Origin of the sequence: Pseudomonas hormoni, assembly GCF_018502625.1 — a bacterium.
Classification (GTDB): Bacteria; Pseudomonadota; Gammaproteobacteria; order Pseudomonadales; family Pseudomonadaceae; genus Aquipseudomonas; species Aquipseudomonas hormoni.
On the sequence record NZ_CP075566.1, the window covers coordinates 5,327,988 to 5,342,465 of the forward strand.

Annotated in this window: 15 protein-coding genes; 10 read left to right on the top strand and 5 right to left on the bottom strand. The window is 61.1% G+C overall.

Translation table 11 applies throughout. The annotated features are described in order from the left end of the window. Positions 1–226: 226 nt before the first annotated feature. Genes KJF94_RS24810 through KJF94_RS24830 form a run of 5 tightly spaced genes read left to right on the top strand, consistent with a single transcriptional unit; the run spans position 227 to position 5,574 of the window. A complete protein-coding gene (locus KJF94_RS24810; RefSeq protein ID WP_214379519.1) occupies positions 227–1,582 on the top strand; it encodes a M16 family metallopeptidase in 1,356 nt (451 codons plus the stop codon). Then, the gene (locus KJF94_RS24815; RefSeq protein ID WP_214379521.1) at positions 1,575–3,065 is read left to right on the top strand and encodes a M16 family metallopeptidase; all 1,491 of its coding nucleotides are present in this window, start codon (positions 1,575–1,577) and stop codon (positions 3,063–3,065) included. The genes KJF94_RS24810 and KJF94_RS24815 overlap by 8 nt, the downstream gene beginning before the upstream one ends. Next, positions 3,065–3,676, top strand: a complete 612-nt coding sequence (gene rsmD, locus KJF94_RS24820) for a 16S rRNA (guanine(966)-N(2))-methyltransferase RsmD (RefSeq protein WP_214379523.1) — start codon at positions 3,065–3,067, stop codon at positions 3,674–3,676. The genes KJF94_RS24815 and rsmD overlap by 1 nt, the downstream gene beginning before the upstream one ends. A 55-nt stretch (positions 3,677–3,731) precedes the next feature. Then, complete coding sequence (locus KJF94_RS24825; protein ID WP_214379526.1) at positions 3,732–4,730, top strand: hydrolase; 999 nt, start codon at positions 3,732–3,734, stop codon at positions 4,728–4,730. A 4-nt stretch (positions 4,731–4,734) separates the two neighbouring features. Next, on the top strand, positions 4,735–5,574 hold the full coding sequence (locus KJF94_RS24830) for an AraC family transcriptional regulator (RefSeq protein WP_214379528.1): 840 nt from the start codon (positions 4,735–4,737) through the stop codon (positions 5,572–5,574). A 90-nt stretch (positions 5,575–5,664) separates the two neighbouring features. On the opposite strand, the gene KJF94_RS24835 is transcribed toward KJF94_RS24830, so the two are convergent. Both KJF94_RS24835 and KJF94_RS24840 read right to left on the bottom strand, forming a co-directional pair. Beyond that, a complete protein-coding gene (locus KJF94_RS24835; RefSeq protein ID WP_214379530.1) occupies positions 5,665–6,519 on the bottom strand; it encodes a sulfurtransferase in 855 nt (284 codons plus the stop codon). A 32-nt stretch (positions 6,520–6,551) separates the two neighbouring features. Next, positions 6,552–7,223 carry a TetR/AcrR family transcriptional regulator gene (locus KJF94_RS24840; RefSeq protein ID WP_214379532.1) on the bottom strand — a complete coding sequence of 224 codons (672 nt, stop codon included), beginning with the start codon at positions 7,221–7,223 and terminating at the stop codon, positions 6,552–6,554. 101 nt (positions 7,224–7,324) lie between these two features. Between KJF94_RS24840 and KJF94_RS24845 the strand changes: the two genes are divergently transcribed. The 5 genes from KJF94_RS24845 (at position 7,325) to KJF94_RS24865 (ending at position 12,118) form a co-directional block, all read left to right on the top strand. Then, a complete protein-coding gene (locus KJF94_RS24845; protein ID WP_214379534.1) occupies positions 7,325–8,800 on the top strand; it encodes a coniferyl aldehyde dehydrogenase in 1,476 nt (491 codons plus the stop codon). A 28-nt stretch (positions 8,801–8,828) separates the two neighbouring features. Beyond that, a complete protein-coding gene (locus KJF94_RS24850) occupies positions 8,829–9,374 on the top strand; it encodes a twin-arginine translocation pathway signal protein (RefSeq protein ID WP_214379536.1) in 546 nt (181 codons plus the stop codon). A gap of 129 nt (positions 9,375–9,503) precedes the next feature. Next, positions 9,504–11,099: a GMC family oxidoreductase gene (locus tag KJF94_RS24855; RefSeq protein WP_214379538.1), complete on the top strand. Its 1,596-nt coding sequence runs from the start codon at positions 9,504–9,506 to the stop codon at positions 11,097–11,099. Between the two features lie 115 nt (positions 11,100–11,214). Beyond that, positions 11,215–11,694 carry a pantetheine-phosphate adenylyltransferase gene (gene coaD / locus KJF94_RS24860; protein ID WP_109635631.1) on the top strand — a complete coding sequence of 160 codons (480 nt, stop codon included), beginning with the start codon at positions 11,215–11,217 and terminating at the stop codon, positions 11,692–11,694. A gap of 172 nt (positions 11,695–11,866) precedes the next feature. After that, positions 11,867–12,118: a YfhL family 4Fe-4S dicluster ferredoxin gene (locus KJF94_RS24865; RefSeq protein WP_003195146.1), complete on the top strand. Its 252-nt coding sequence runs from the start codon at positions 11,867–11,869 to the stop codon at positions 12,116–12,118. 172 nt (positions 12,119–12,290) lie between these two features. Here KJF94_RS24865 and KJF94_RS24870 read toward each other — a convergent pair whose 3' ends face one another. Genes KJF94_RS24870 through KJF94_RS24880 form a run of 3 tightly spaced genes read right to left on the bottom strand, consistent with a single transcriptional unit; the run spans position 12,291 to position 14,321 of the window. After that, positions 12,291–12,614, bottom strand: a complete 324-nt coding sequence (locus tag KJF94_RS24870) for a multidrug transporter (RefSeq protein ID WP_214379540.1) — start codon at positions 12,612–12,614, stop codon at positions 12,291–12,293. Positions 12,615–12,663: 49 nt separating this feature from the next. Beyond that, the gene (gene mutM, locus KJF94_RS24875; protein ID WP_214379542.1) at positions 12,664–13,476 is read right to left on the bottom strand and encodes a bifunctional DNA-formamidopyrimidine glycosylase/DNA-(apurinic or apyrimidinic site) lyase; all 813 of its coding nucleotides are present in this window, start codon (positions 13,474–13,476) and stop codon (positions 12,664–12,666) included. A gap of 29 nt (positions 13,477–13,505) precedes the next feature. Beyond that, a complete protein-coding gene (locus KJF94_RS24880) occupies positions 13,506–14,321 on the bottom strand; it encodes an HDOD domain-containing protein (RefSeq protein WP_214384952.1) in 816 nt (271 codons plus the stop codon). Between the last annotated feature and the right edge of the window lie 157 nt (positions 14,322–14,478).

Below are 14,478 nucleotides of genomic sequence, written 5' to 3' on the forward strand. Positions count from 1 at the left end.
AAACAGCACCTCAAAGGTCGACTAATACGAAGGACTGGAACGGCATCGTCGGCGAAAACGCAGAGTTTAGCTGACAAACTCAAAGCTTCCGACGCAAACCCAAACAACCTGCTGACCGATCAAAGGCCTGATAGGCGTGGCCGCCAGTAAAACGGATCAGTATCCTAGCACCCTCTCGCCCGCCGACGCTAAGACCAAGCGGGCAGCTCAACAGGTTTAAAAACGAATGAATGCTCTAGCCCGCCGCGCTGCAGGCCTGCTGCTCAGCACAGTTTGTCTGCCCCTTTCAGCCCTCGCTGCCGACCCGCAACCCACCCACGAATTCACCCTCGACAATGGCCTGAAGGTCGTCGTGCGTGAAGACCATCGTGCGCCGGTGGTGGTTTCCCAGGTCTGGTACAAGGTCGGTTCCAGCTACGAGACACCGGGGCAGACCGGTTTGTCCCACGCCCTGGAACACATGATGTTCAAGGGCAGCGAGAAAGTCGGCCCCGGTGAGGCCTCGCTGATCCTGCGCGACCTCGGCGCGGAAGAGAACGCGTTCACCAGCGACGACTTCACTGCCTACTATCAAGTGCTGGCCCGCGACCGTCTGGGCGTGGCCTTCGAGCTCGAAGCGGACCGCATGGCCAGCCTGCGCCTGCCGGCCGACGAATTCGCTCGCGAGATCGAGGTTATTAAAGAAGAACGCCGCTTGCGCACTGACGACAAGCCGATGTCCAAGGCCTACGAACGCTACAAGGCGATGGCCTACCCGGCCAGTGGCTATCACACGCCGACCATCGGCTGGATGGCGGACCTGGACCGCATGAAAGTCGAAGAGCTGCGCCACTGGTACCAATCCTGGTACGTGCCGAACAACGCCACGCTGGTGGTCGTCGGCGACGTGACTCCGGAAGAAGTGAAAACCCTGGCCCAGCGCTACTTCGGTCCGATCGCCAAGCGTGATGTGCCGCCGGCGAAAATCCCGATGGAACTGGCCGAACCCGGCGAGAGGCAGATCACGCTGCACGTGCAGACGCAATTGCCAAGCCTGATGCTGGGCTTCAACGTACCGAGCATCGCGACCGCCGAAGACAAGCGCTCGGTCCACGCTCTGCGGCTGATCTCGGCCCTGCTCGACGGCGGCTACAGTGGACGCATCCCGACACAGCTGGAGCGCGGTGAAGAACTGGTGTCCGGCGGTTCGTCGAGCTACGACGCCTACACCCGCGGCGATAGTCTGTTTACCCTGTCGGCTACGCCCAACACCCAGAAAAACAAAACCATGGCCCAGGCCGAAGCCGGGTTGTGGAAGCTGCTCGAACAGCTGAAAACCACCGCGCCATCGGCTGAAGAGCTGGAGCGCGTGCGGGCCCAGGTGATTGCCGGCCTGGTTTACGAGCGTGATTCGATCACCAGCCAGGCGACCGCCATCGGCCAACTGGAAACCGTCGGCCTGTCGTGGAAACTGATGGACACCGAACTGGCCGAACTGGAAAGCGTCACGCCAGAAGACATCCAGAAAGCCGCCAAGCTGTATTTCACCCGCGAACGTCTCAGCGTCGCCCATGTCCTGCCACTGGAGACGACTCATGAGTGAGCGTAAAAAACCACGTCTGGCCTTGATCGGCCTGATCGCTGTCGCGGTGATCGGATCTGCTGCGTTCTATTTCCTGAAGACCGACGAGTCCAACGCCAGCGAAGCCCTCGACAAGGCCAAGTCCAGCCAGAAACTGCAATCGCTGGCCGAACTCGACGGCAAGGCACCCAGTCGCCGCAGCCTGGACGTTCAGACCTGGAACACCGCCGAAGGCGCCAAGGTGCTGTTCGTCGAAGCCCGTGAACTGCCGATGTTTGATATGCGCCTGATCTTCGCCGCTGGCAGCAGCCAGGACGGTGATGCGCCGGGACTGGCCGTGCTGACCAACGCGATGCTCAACGAAGGTGTGGCCGGCAAGGATGTTGGCGCCATTGCCCAGGGCTTCGAAGGCCTGGGTGCCGACTTTGGCAACGGCGCGTTCAAGGACATGGCACTGGCCTCGTTGCGCAGCCTCAGCGCCGCGGACAAACGCGAGCCCGCGCTGAAACTGTTCTCTGAAGTCGTCGGCAAACCGACCTTCCCCGCCGATTCGTTTGCGCGCATCAAGAACCAGATGCTTGCCGGCTTCGAATACCAGAAACAGAACCCCGGCAAACTGGCCAGCATCGAGCTGATGAACCGCTTGTACGGCGACCATCCGTATGCGCATTCCAGCGATGGCACGGCGAAAACCGTTCCAGCGATTACCCTGGCTCAGTTGAAGGCTTTCCATGAGAAAGCCTACGCCGCGGGCAACGTGGTGATTGCACTGGTGGGCGACCTTTCTCGCGCCGAGGCCGAGGCAATTGCTGCGCAAGTCTCCAGCGCGCTGCCAAAAGGCCCTGCGCTGGCGAAACTGCCGCAACCGGTCGAGCCGAAAGCCAGCATTGGCCACATCGAGTTTCCGTCCAAGCAGACCAACCTGATGCTCGCGCAACTGGGCATCGACCGTGACGATCCGGATTACGCCGCGCTGTCCATGGGCAACCAGATCCTCGGCGGCGGTGGCTTCGGCACCCGTTTGATGAGCGAAGTGCGTGAGAAGCGCGGCCTGACGTACGGCGTGTATTCGGGCTTTACCCCGATGCAGGCGCGCGGCCCGTTCATGATCAACCTGCAAACCCGCGCCGAGATGAGCGAAGGCACGCTGAAACTGGTGCAGGACGTACTCGCCGACTACCTTAAAACCGGACCGACCGAGAAAGAACTCGACGACGCCAAGCGTGAACTGGCCGGCAGCTTCCCGCTGTCCACCGCCAGCAACGCCGATATCGTCGGCCAGCTCGGCGCGATGGGTTTCTACAACCTGCCGTTGAGCTATCTGGAGGACTTCATGCAGCAGTCCCAGAGCCTGACGGTCGAGCAAGTCAGAACCGCACTGAACAAACACCTGAGCACGGACAAAATGGTCATCGTCAGCGCTGGCCCGACCGTGCCGCAAAAGCCGTTACCGGCCCCTACTGATAAACCTGCCGAGCAGCCGCTCGGGGTTCCGGAGCATTAATGGCCACTCGTCCTAAAAAACCTGTTCACAACGTGCACAACGGCGTGAACCAACTACGCATCATCGGCGGTGAATGGGGCAGCCGAAAGCTGAGCTTCCCCGATGCACCGGGCCTGCGCCCCACGCCAGACCGAGTGCGTGAAACCTTGTTTAACTGGCTCGCACCGTATGTAGCCGGGGCCAAGGTCTTTGACCCGTTCGCCGGCAGCGGCGCGTTGTTCCTCGAGGCACTGTCCCGTGGCGCGGCGATGGGCCAGGCGCTGGACGCCAGCAACATCGCGGTCTCAAGCATCAAGGAACATCTGGGCACCCTGCGCTGCACCACCGGCCAGATTCAGACGGCCGATGCCCTGCGCTACCTGGAAACCCAGCCAGCTGTGGCTTACGACCTGGTGTTCCTCGATCCGCCGTTCAACCAGAACCTGTTGCCGGCCGTTTGCACCCTGCTTGAGGAGCGCCAATGGCTGGCGGACGATGCCTGGGTGTACACCGAAAGCGAAACCGCGCCGTCGACGCTCGGTTTACCATCGAACTGGCGCCTGCACCGCGAGCAGAAATCCGGGCGCGTCTACTACTCGTTGTGGCAACGTATGGCAGAGATCGCCGGTTAACCGACCGGCCTGAAAAGGTGCGCACAGGTTGCGCACCGCTGCATCGAGAGCAATCGTGCCCCTTCCGCCAGAACGTTTCACCCCCGCCTTCGGCCTTGGCAACCCGCACTTGCAAACCTTGTGGGGACCGCTTTGGCGCAAAACCACACACATCGAACGCGAGCGCGAACGCTTGTGGCTCGAGGATGGCGACTTCCTCGATCTGGACTGGCACGGGCCGCACACGGCCGACGCGCCGTTGGTGCTGGTGTTGCATGGCCTGACCGGTTCTTCCAATTCACCTTACGTAGCCGGCGTACAAAAGGCGCTGGGTGCTCAGGGTTGGGCCAGCGTCGCGCTGAACTGGCGCGGTTGTTCGGGCGAACCGAATCTGTTGCCGCGCAGCTACCACTCCGGCGCCAGTGAAGACCTCGCCGAAACCATCAGACACCTGCGGGCCAAACGACCGCTCGCGCCGCTGTACGCGGTCGGTTATTCCCTCGGCGGCAACGTTTTGCTCAAACACTTGGGCGAGACCGGCAGCGACAGCGGCGTGCTTGGCGCCGTGGCGGTGTCGGTGCCGTTTCGGCTCGATCAGTGTGCCGACCGTATCGGCCAGGGTTTCTCGAAGGTGTATCAGGCGCACTTCATGCGCGAGATGGTCGCCTACATCAAGAACAAGCAACGGCAGTTCCAGCATGACGGGCGCGAGGATGGCCTGGCGAAGCTGGCCGCCCTGGGCTCGCTGGAAAACATGCGCACCTTCTGGGATTTCGATGGCCGGGTCACCGCGCCGCTGCATGGCTACACCGACGCACAGGATTACTATCGCCGCGCCTCGAGCCGCTATTTCCTTGGGGAAATTCGTACGCCGACGCTGATCATCCAGGCTGCCGACGACCCGTTTGTGTTTCCTCACAGCCTGCCGCCCGCCGAGGAATTGTCCGCCTGCACCCAGTTCGAGCTGCAAGCCAAGGGCGGGCATGTCGGCTTCGTCGACGGTTCGTTCCGGCAACCGGGTTACTACCTGGAACGGCGCATCCCGCAGTGGCTGGCCGCCGTGGGTCGCGGGTAAATCGATGGATACCGATCAGGGCGAATCGATCCGTTTCTGGCAAACGGCGCCGTTGGCCGGGGTCGAGTTGTTGTCCGCGCGCTACATCGAACACCGTTTCGCCCCCCATGTGCATGACGGTTACGTGATCGGCATGATCATGGCCGGCGCCCAGCGTTATCGCTATCGCGGCGCCGAACACCTGGCGGGCAGCGGCACGCTGGTGTTGATCAATCCGGATGAATTGCACACTGGCCACAAGGGCACGGAAGACGGTTGGCTGTACCGGGCGTTTTACCCCGACAGTGGGCAGATTCTCTCGCTGCTGACCGAGCTGGAACTGCCGACCCACGCCTTGCCGGCGTTTGGCGCCACGCTGTATCGCGATCCCGATCTGGTGAAGGGCTTCTGCCAACTTCATCGCCTGCTCGAGACGCCGTCCACCGCCCTGCAACAGCAGACCGCCTGGCGGGAAATGATGCTGTCGTTGCTGCAACGTCACGCCGCTGTCCCGGACGCTGGCAAACCCGGCAAGGAACACCGGGCGGTGACCCTGGCCAAGGAACTACTGCAGGCGCAACTGGCGGCGCCGCCGTCGCTGGAAGAACTGGCGGCAGCGGTGAACCTGTCGCCGTTCCACTTCGCCCGGGTATTCCGCCGCGCCACTGGCATGCCACCGCACACATGGCTGATACAGCAACGTATCGCCCGGGCACGAGGGTTATTGCAGAGTGGATGTTTGCCGCTGGAAGTGGCCACACAATTGGGGTTTGCCGACCAGAGCCACCTGAATCGGCAGTTCAAGCAGGTTTACGGAGTTGGGCCGGGGGCGTATCGAAGTGCTCGGCAGTTGCCCGGATATTGATGGCGATGAAGATGCAAATGTGAGAGACGGCACCGAATGGCGATGACGAATGGCAGGGTGAAGACAGTTGCTCCCACATTTGATTTGTGTTTATTCGCCGGTGGCGACGCCACGCGCAGGCTCGTTGATCCACTCGCTCCACGACCCGGCATACAACGACCCCAACGGATATCCCGCGAGGCACAAGGCGAACAGGTTATGGCAAGCCGTCACGCCGGAACCGCAATACGCCACCAGATCACTCGGCGAACGATTGCCCAGTTTCGCCGCAAACCGCTGCTTGAGCTGATCGGCCGGCAGGAAATGCCCGTCGCTGCCCAGGTTGTCGGTGAACGCCGCGCATTGCGCGCCGGGAATGTGTCCGGCAATCGGGTCGATCGGTTCCACTTCGCCCTTGAAACGCGGCAAGGCGCGGGCATCGAGCAGGGTCAGGGCGGGTTGGCCGAGACGTTGTTGAAGCTGTTCGGCGCTCAGGGTCAGCGCGTTGTCCGGCGTCCCGTTAAAGGTGCCACGCTCAACACCGGGAGCATCAAGACTCAGGGGCAATCCCGCCGCGTGCCAGGCCTTGAGCCCGCCATCGAGGATGAACACACCGTCGCGCTTGCCCAGCCAGGTCAGCAACCACCAGGCCCGCGCCGCGTAGGCGCCTGGACCGTCGTCATACAAAACCACATCGCTGTCGGCATTGATGCCCCAGGTCTGCAAACGCTCGATCAACTCTTCAGGTTCTGGCAACGGATGGCGTCCGGTCACCCCTTTGACCACTGTCCCGCTCAAGTCACGCTCAAGATCGGCAAAACTCGACCCGGCGATATGCCCTTCGGCATAGCTGCGCTGGCCGTAATCCGGGTCTTCGAGGGCAAAACGACAATCCAGAATCACCAGCCCCGGCTGCTCCTTTTTCAGGTCCAGTGCTTGCGGGCTGATCAGTTGCGCAATGGGCATAACGGGCTCCAGTGATTAGGCGATGTCTGATCCTACTGTACTTCTTCCAGGGCTTGCGCCAACGGCACGTAAAACTCCTCAAACAAGGCATTGACCGCGTCGCGGGATTGATCCGTGACGAACCCGGCCTCCAGCACCAGCACCTGGTAAACCCCACGTTTGATCGCCTGTTCGCTCAGGTGATTGGAGTTTTCTCGCGTGGTGCACAGGAAACGCACCCAGGACGTCAGGATGATCCAGGCGTTGAGCGTCAGGGACTCGATCTGCACCCGGTCCATCTTCAAGATGCCGGCCTCGACGAACCCTTTGTAGATCGCCGTGCCCTGGATCACGCAGCGCTGGGAAAAACGCCGATAACGGGCGGCCAGTTCCGGATCGCTGTCGAGCAAGTGCTCGAGGTCACGGTGCAAAAAACGGTAGCGCCACATGGCCGCCAGCAACTCCTGAAGGTAGTAACGCTTGTCCTCCACCGTCGCGGCGCGTCCCTGGGGCGGGCGCAGGAAGCTGTCCACCAGGCTTTCGTACTCACTGAACAACACGGCGATGATCGCCTGCTTGTTGGGGAAGTGGTAGTACAGGTTGCCCGGGGAAATTTCCATGTGGGCAGCAATGTGGTTGGTGCTGATGCTGCGCTCGCCCTGCTGATTGAACAGCTCCAGGCTGTTCTGCACGATGCGCTCGCTGGTTTTGATCCGTGGGGCCATGGCTTGAGCTTTAATTCAGAGGGCGTTGACGGGCATCTTACGACCTATCCGCCCGTGGATAAAACAACGCAGCGCCAGGATGTCATTTGACTTTCTAGAGCATGGACTCTAAAAAGCTCTTCACAACAATAAATCCGGAGATGACCATGACTGCTGAAATTGCCTACCTTCAGAATCTGCAGCAGCCACTGGAAGAACTCCAAACCCTGTTCGACGCCCAGCGCGCAGCCTACGCCGCCCACCCGATGCCGCCCGCGGCGCAGCGCCAGCAATGGCTCAAAGCCTTGCGGGATTTGTTGAGCACTGAACGCCAGGCGCTGATCGACGCCATCAGTCAGGACTTCAGCCATCGCAGCGCCGATGAAACCCTGCTCGCCGAACTGATGCCGAGCCTGCACGGCATTCATTACGCCAGTCAGCACCTCAATGGCTGGATGAAGCCTTCACGGCGTAAAGTCGGCGTTGCCTTTCAGCCCGCCTCGGCCAAAGTCGTTTATCAGCCGCTGGGCGTGGTCGGGGTGATCGTGCCCTGGAACTACCCGCTTTACCTGGCCATCGGCCCTTTGGTGGGCGCATTGTCGGCGGGCAACCGGGTGATGCTCAAACTCAGCGAGTCGACCCCCGCCACCGGCTTGCTGCTCAAGGCATTGCTGGGCCGGATCTTTCCCGAAGACCTGGTTTGCGTAGTGCTCGGCGAGGCCGATATCGGCGTGGCGTTCTCCCGACTGCGTTTCGATCACTTGCTGTTCACCGGTGCCACCAGCATCGGCAAACACGTGATGCGCGCAGCGGCCGAGAACCTGACGCCGGTGACGCTGGAACTGGGCGGAAAATCCCCGGCCATCGTTTCCCGGGATGTGCCATTGAAAGATGCCGCCGAACGCATCGCGTTCGGCAAGACGCTCAACGCCGGACAAACCTGCGTGGCCCCGGACTACGTGCTGGTGCCGGAAGACCGCGTCGGGTCTTTCATCGAAGCCTATCGTCAGGCGGTTCGCGGATTTTATCCGACCCTGGCGGACAACCCGGACTACACCGCGATCATCAATGACCGACAACTGGCCCGGCTAAATGGCTACATCAGCGATGCCACCAGCAAAGGCGCGCTGCTGATTCCGCTGTTCGACCAGGGCCAGGGGCGCCGCATGAGCCATAGCCTGCTGCTCAACGTCACTGACGAGATGATGGTGATGCAGGACGAAATCTTCGGCCCTTTGCTGCCGATCGTTCCGTACAAGGACCTGGATGAAGCGTTTGCCTACATCAGCCAGCGACCTCGTCCGTTGGCGCTGTATTACTTCGGCTACGACAAGCGCGAACAAAACCGCGTCCTGCACGAGACCCATTCCGGTGGCGTGTGCCTGAACGACACGTTGCTGCACGTCGCTCAGGACGACATGCCGTTCGGCGGCATCGGCGCCTCGGGCATGGGTCATTACCACGGCCACGAAGGCTTCCTGACCTTCAGCAAAGCCAAAGGTGTGCTGATCAAACAGCGTTTCAACGCGGCGAAGCTGATCTACCCGCCGTACGGCAAATCCATCCAGAAACTGATCCAGAAGCTGTTTATCCGCTAACGATCAAATCCTTCGGGTAATAACAATAATGAGCCCAGGCCTGTCCGATACACCCGCGCTGTCACGGCGCGGCTTGCTTAAATTCAGCCTCGGCGCGAGTGCTTTTCTGGCCACGGCCGGACTCGGGGCGAGCCTCAGCGGTTGTTCGTCGAGCATCCCGGCCGACGGTTTCGTGATGCTGCGCAGCGGCGATCTGTTGTTTTTGCGGGCGCTGATTCCGGTGATGCTCGATGGCGCCGTGGTCGCCGGGAAAATGCCGATGGCGGTCGACCAGACTTTGCACTGCCTGGATAACAGCCTGAATCACCTGTCGCCGGAAATGCTCAAGCTGACCCGGCAATTGTTCGATGTGCTGGGGATGGCCGTGACTCGCGGGCCGCTGACCGGGATCTGGGGCAGTTGGGAAAACGCCAGCGCCGGCGAGATCCGGCATTTTCTTGATCGCTGGGAAAACAGCTCGTTGAGCCTGTTGCGCATGGGGCACAGCTCGTTGCTGCAACTGGTGATGATGGCGTGGTACAGCCGGGCGGAATCGTGGGCGCATTGCGGGTATCCCGGGCCTCCAACCGTTTGAGACCGAGGTGACCCTATCGCGGGCAAGCCTCGCTCCTACAGAAGTGCGTAGGCCTTGTAGGAGCGAGGCTTGCCCGCGAAGCGTCATCCGCATCACCACAAAATCCAAAAACAATAAGAGAACCCGAACATGCCCGTAACCGATCCGTTCCGCGAAGGCATGGCCCGCGGCTGGAAAACCTACAACGGCTCGCAACTGACCGAAGACCTGACCCTCGAAGCGGACGTGGCGATCATCGGCAGCGGCGCGGGCGGCGGCACCACCGCCGAAATCCTCAGCGTTGCCGGGTACAAGGTGTTGCTGATCGAAGAAGGTCCGCTCAAGACCAGCAGCGATTTCAAGCTGCTCGAAGACCAGGCCTACACCAGCCTCTATCAGGAAGGCATCGGCCGCATGAGCAAGGACGGCGCGATCACCATCCTTCAAGGCCGGGCGGTGGGCGGCACCACGCTGATCAACTGGACGTCGAGCTTTCGTACCCCGGACCCGACGCTCGAACATTGGGCCCGGGAGCACGACGTGAAAGGCCACAGCCCGACCGAAATGGCGCCATGGTTCGAGAAAATGGAACAGCGTCTCGGCGTCGCGCCGTGGAGGGTTCCGCCCAACGCCAACAACGACGTGATCCGCAAGGGCTGCGAGAAGCTCGGTTACACCTGGCACGTCATCCCGCGCAACGTGCGTGGCTGCTGGAACCTCGGTTATTGCGGCATGGGCTGCCCGACCAACGCCAAACAATCGATGATGGTCACGACGATTCCGGCGACCCTGGAAAAGGGTGGCGAACTGATTTACCTGGCCCGCGCTGAAAAACTGGTGATCAAGGAAGGCAAGGTCACAGGCCTGCAGTGCGTGGCGATGGACGATCGTTGCGTCGCCCCCACGGGCAAGACGATCACGGTCAAGGCGCGGCATTACGTGCTGGCCGGCGGCGGGATCAACAGCCCCGCGCTGCTGTTGCGCTCGGATGCGCCAGACCCGCACAAGCGGCTGGGCAAACGGACCTTTCTGCATCTGGTCAACATGTCCGCCGGGCTGTTCGACGAGGTGATCAACCCGTTCTATGGCGCGCCGCAGTCGATCTACTCCGACCACTTCCAATGGCAGGACGGCACGACCGGCAAGATGGCTTACAAACTCGAAGTGCCACCGCTGCACCCGGCGCTGGCCGCCACTCTGCTCGGCGGTTTCGGCACGAAAAACGCGCAGCACATGGGAAACCTGCCCCACACCCACGCCATGCTCGCATTACTGCGCGATGGTTTTCACCCGGACAGCCCCGGCGGCAGCGTCGAGTTGCGCGGTGACAACACGCCGGTGCTCGACTATCAGGTTTCAGCCTACGCCTGGGACGGTTTGCGCCGCGCGTTCCACAGCATGGCCGAGATCCAGTTCGCCGGTGGCGCCAACGCCGTCATGCCGATGCACGCCGACGCTCGCTACGTGAAAACCCTGGCCGAAGCGCGCACGCTGATTGACGGGTTGAGCCTTGAGCTGTATCGCACTCGCCTGGGCAGTGCCCATGTGATGGGCGGTTGTGCCATGGGTGAAGACCCGAAAAACGCCGTGACCGACAGCCTTGGCCGGCATCATCAACTCAGCAACCTGTCGATCCACGACGGCTCGCTGTTCCCCACCAGCATTGGCGCAAACCCGCAATTGTCGGTCTACGGGCTGACGGCGCAACTAGCGACTTCGCTCGCCGAACGTTTGAAAAACCCGTGAAAAGAGCGAATATTCCCATCGTCTATAGTGCTTTCTTACCCAAAAGGCGACTTGGCCGACCGGGAAGGCTGCGATACCATCCGACTCCCCAACGGACTCCCGCCAGGACGACGCGATGAACCGAGTGTTGTACCCAGGTACCTTCGACCCTATTACCAAGGGCCATGGCGACTTGGTCGAACGCGCCGCGCGCCTGTTCGATCATGTGATCATTGCCGTTGCTGCCAGCCCGAAGAAAAACCCGTTGTTTCCCCTGGAACAGCGTGTGGCGCTGGCCCGTGAGGTCACTAAACATCTGCCGAACGTTGAAGTCGTCGGCTTCTCGACGCTATTGGCGCATTTCGCCAAAGAGAAGAACGCCAACGTTTTCCTGCGTGGTTTGCGCGCCGTGTCGGACTTCGAATACGAATTTCAGCTGGCCAACATGAACCGCCAGCTGGCTCCGGACGTGGAAAGCCTGTTTCTGACGCCGTCCGAGCGTTATTCGTTCATCTCCTCGACGCTGGTCCGTGAAATCGCGGCCCTGGGCGGCGATATCACCAAGTTCGTTCACCCTGCGGTGGCGGACGCCCTCACCGAGCGCTTCAAGAAGTAAACCTGTAGGAGCCAGCCTGCTGGCGATGGACGTTAACGGTGACGAGAGCTGCCTGAATGAACGCGGCGCTCTCCCGTCCATCGCCAGCAAGCTGGCTCCTACAGCGCCAATGCGGCACAATTGCGCGCATTGGTTTATTGCGCCCGGGCCTTGCGCCCCGGCTGGAGTTAGCATGTCCCTGATCATCACCGACGATTGCATCAACTGCGACGTCTGCGAACCCGAGTGCCCGAACGCCGCCATTTCCCAGGGCGAAGAGATCTACGTGATCGACCCGAACCTGTGCACCCAGTGTGTTGGCCACTACGACGAACCTCAGTGCCAGCAGGTCTGCCCGGTGGATTGCATTCCGCTGGACGAGGCGCATCCGGAGACTGAAGAGCAGTTGATGGAGAAGTACCGGAAGATTACCGGTAAGGCTTGAGGCAGGCATCTTTGTAGCGCCTGTGCCGGCCTCATCGCCGGCAAGCCGGTCTCGCTCCCACAGTGGATTTGTGGTGTTCACATCATTTGGTTCACAACATAAATCAAATGTGGGAGCGAGACCGGCTTGCCGGCGATGAGGGCCATCAGCAACACCGAAGATGTAACTGGTTTCACTCCCGCTGCTCAAACCCCTCCCCGATACACCCCAGACACCGCACAAACGCCGCTTTCGCCGGATCCACCACCAGTGCCTGCCCCGCATCGCCGACATTGCCGCCCAGCGCGGTAAACGGCAACGACACCACAAATGCCCCCACGCCGATCACCGTTGCCGCGACCAGCAAGGGTCGGGCGATCAGCAGATCGCCGAGCATGGCGTAGGCCGGAGGGTTCTGGATGGTGTAGCGCGGATCACCGCTGCCGGTGTTTGCCGCCAGCACTGGCGTACCGACGCTCAGCAGCGCAATGACGGCAGCGGTTCGAAGCAGGTTCATGGCTCGGTCCTGTAACAGTGAGAACACTGACTATAGACCGTAGGAGATATCAGCTCTGACAGCGTGGGCAAAAGACGCTGGCGCGCTGCCCGAGTTTGACTTCCCGCAACTCCGTCCCGCACTCCTTGCACGGCTGACTGCCACGGCCGTACACAAACAGTTCCTGCTGGAAATACCCCGGCTGACCGTCGCCACCGATAAAGTCGCGCAACGTAGTACCGCCGCGCTCGATGGCAGCGGCCAGAATGCGTTTGATCTCGATCGCCAATTTCAAATAGCGCGCCCGGGAAATGCTCTTGGCTTCACGGCGTGGGTCAATACCGGCCGCAAACAACGCTTCAGTCGCATAAATATTGCCGACGCCAACCACCACCGCGTTGTCCATGATAAACGGCTTGACCGCCATCGAGCGCCCGCGGGACTGCTGGAACAAGCGTTCGCCGTCGAACAGGTCGGTCAACGGCTCCGGCCCCAGGCGAATCAACAGTTCGTGGTTGAACGGATCGAGGCTCCAGAGCATCGCGCCGAACCGTCGCGGGTCGGTATAACGCAGGGCCAGGCCCGATTCCAGTTCGATATCCACATGCTCATGCTTGGCGGCCGGCATGCCGACTTCCACCAGACGCAGATTGCCCGACATCCCCAAGTGACTGATCAACGTGCCGACTTCGGCATTGATCAGCAGGTATTTGGCGCGCCGTTCCACCAGCACGATGCGCTGACCGGAGAGGCGCACATCGAGGTCTTCAGGGATCGGCCAGCGCAGGCGACGATCACGCACGATCACCCGGCTGACGCGCTGGCCTTCCAGGTGCGGCGCAATCCCGCGGCGGGTGGTTTCGACTTCCGGCAGTTCAGGCATGGTGCTCTCGAATCAGGCTCTCACGACACTCAGCGGTGAGTGCCGAGGTCGCGAATCGTTTGTTTGAGGGTTTCGAAGTCGTAGTCCGAGAGGCCTACGTAATCGAGCACCAGCGGCGCGATAGTATTCCATTCATGGTCCTCGTTCTGGTTGCCCAGTACCCGGTAGGACGCACAAATGTGCTCGGCCATCTTCAGGATTGCCAGCAGGTTTTTCAGCTGGCTGTTGCGCGAAGACTCATCGCTGAAAATCGCCAGCGCATTGTGGTGATTGGCGATCGCGGTGCTCACGTGCTCCGGCAGGCGCCAGGATTTGGCCGTGTAGTAACCGACTACCGCGTGGTTGGTATTGAACACCCGATTTTCGGTGTCGACTATGCGGCATTCTGCACTCGCGTTGGCGTAGGCCTCTTCCAGCGTCGTCATGTAGTCCGGGAATCGCTGCAGCATCAACGGCACGCCGCAATCGTGGAACAGGCCCAAGGCGTACGCTTCATCGCCCGCCTGGACGCCAATGCGCTTGGCCAGGGTCAGGCAGGTCATCGCCACATCCTGTGCGGTGTCCCAGAAGCGGTTCAGGGTGACGATGGTGTCATCGTTCATTTCACCCTTGATCGACTGCGCGTTGATCAGGTTGATGATCGAACGGCTGCCCAGCAGATTCACCGCACGCTGGATCGAGGCGATCTTGTTGCTCAAGCCGTAATACGGCGAGTTGACGATTTTCAGCAATGCGCCAGAGAGGCCCGGGTCCTGGGAGATCAGCTTGGCGATCACTTCCAGATCCGGGTCGGGCATGTACTGCTCCATCTGCAGATCCACCATGATCTGCGGCTGGGCCGGCACGCTGATGCCTTGCAGGGACTGTTGGATCTGTTCGGTGGTCAGCTCTTGGGACATAAGTACACACTCTGGGACAGGTGGCGATTCTAACCTTTATAAAGTTGGATCCGACACACCAGCCGGCAACATCGGCCAAAGTTTCATTGTCGGCGTAGCATTT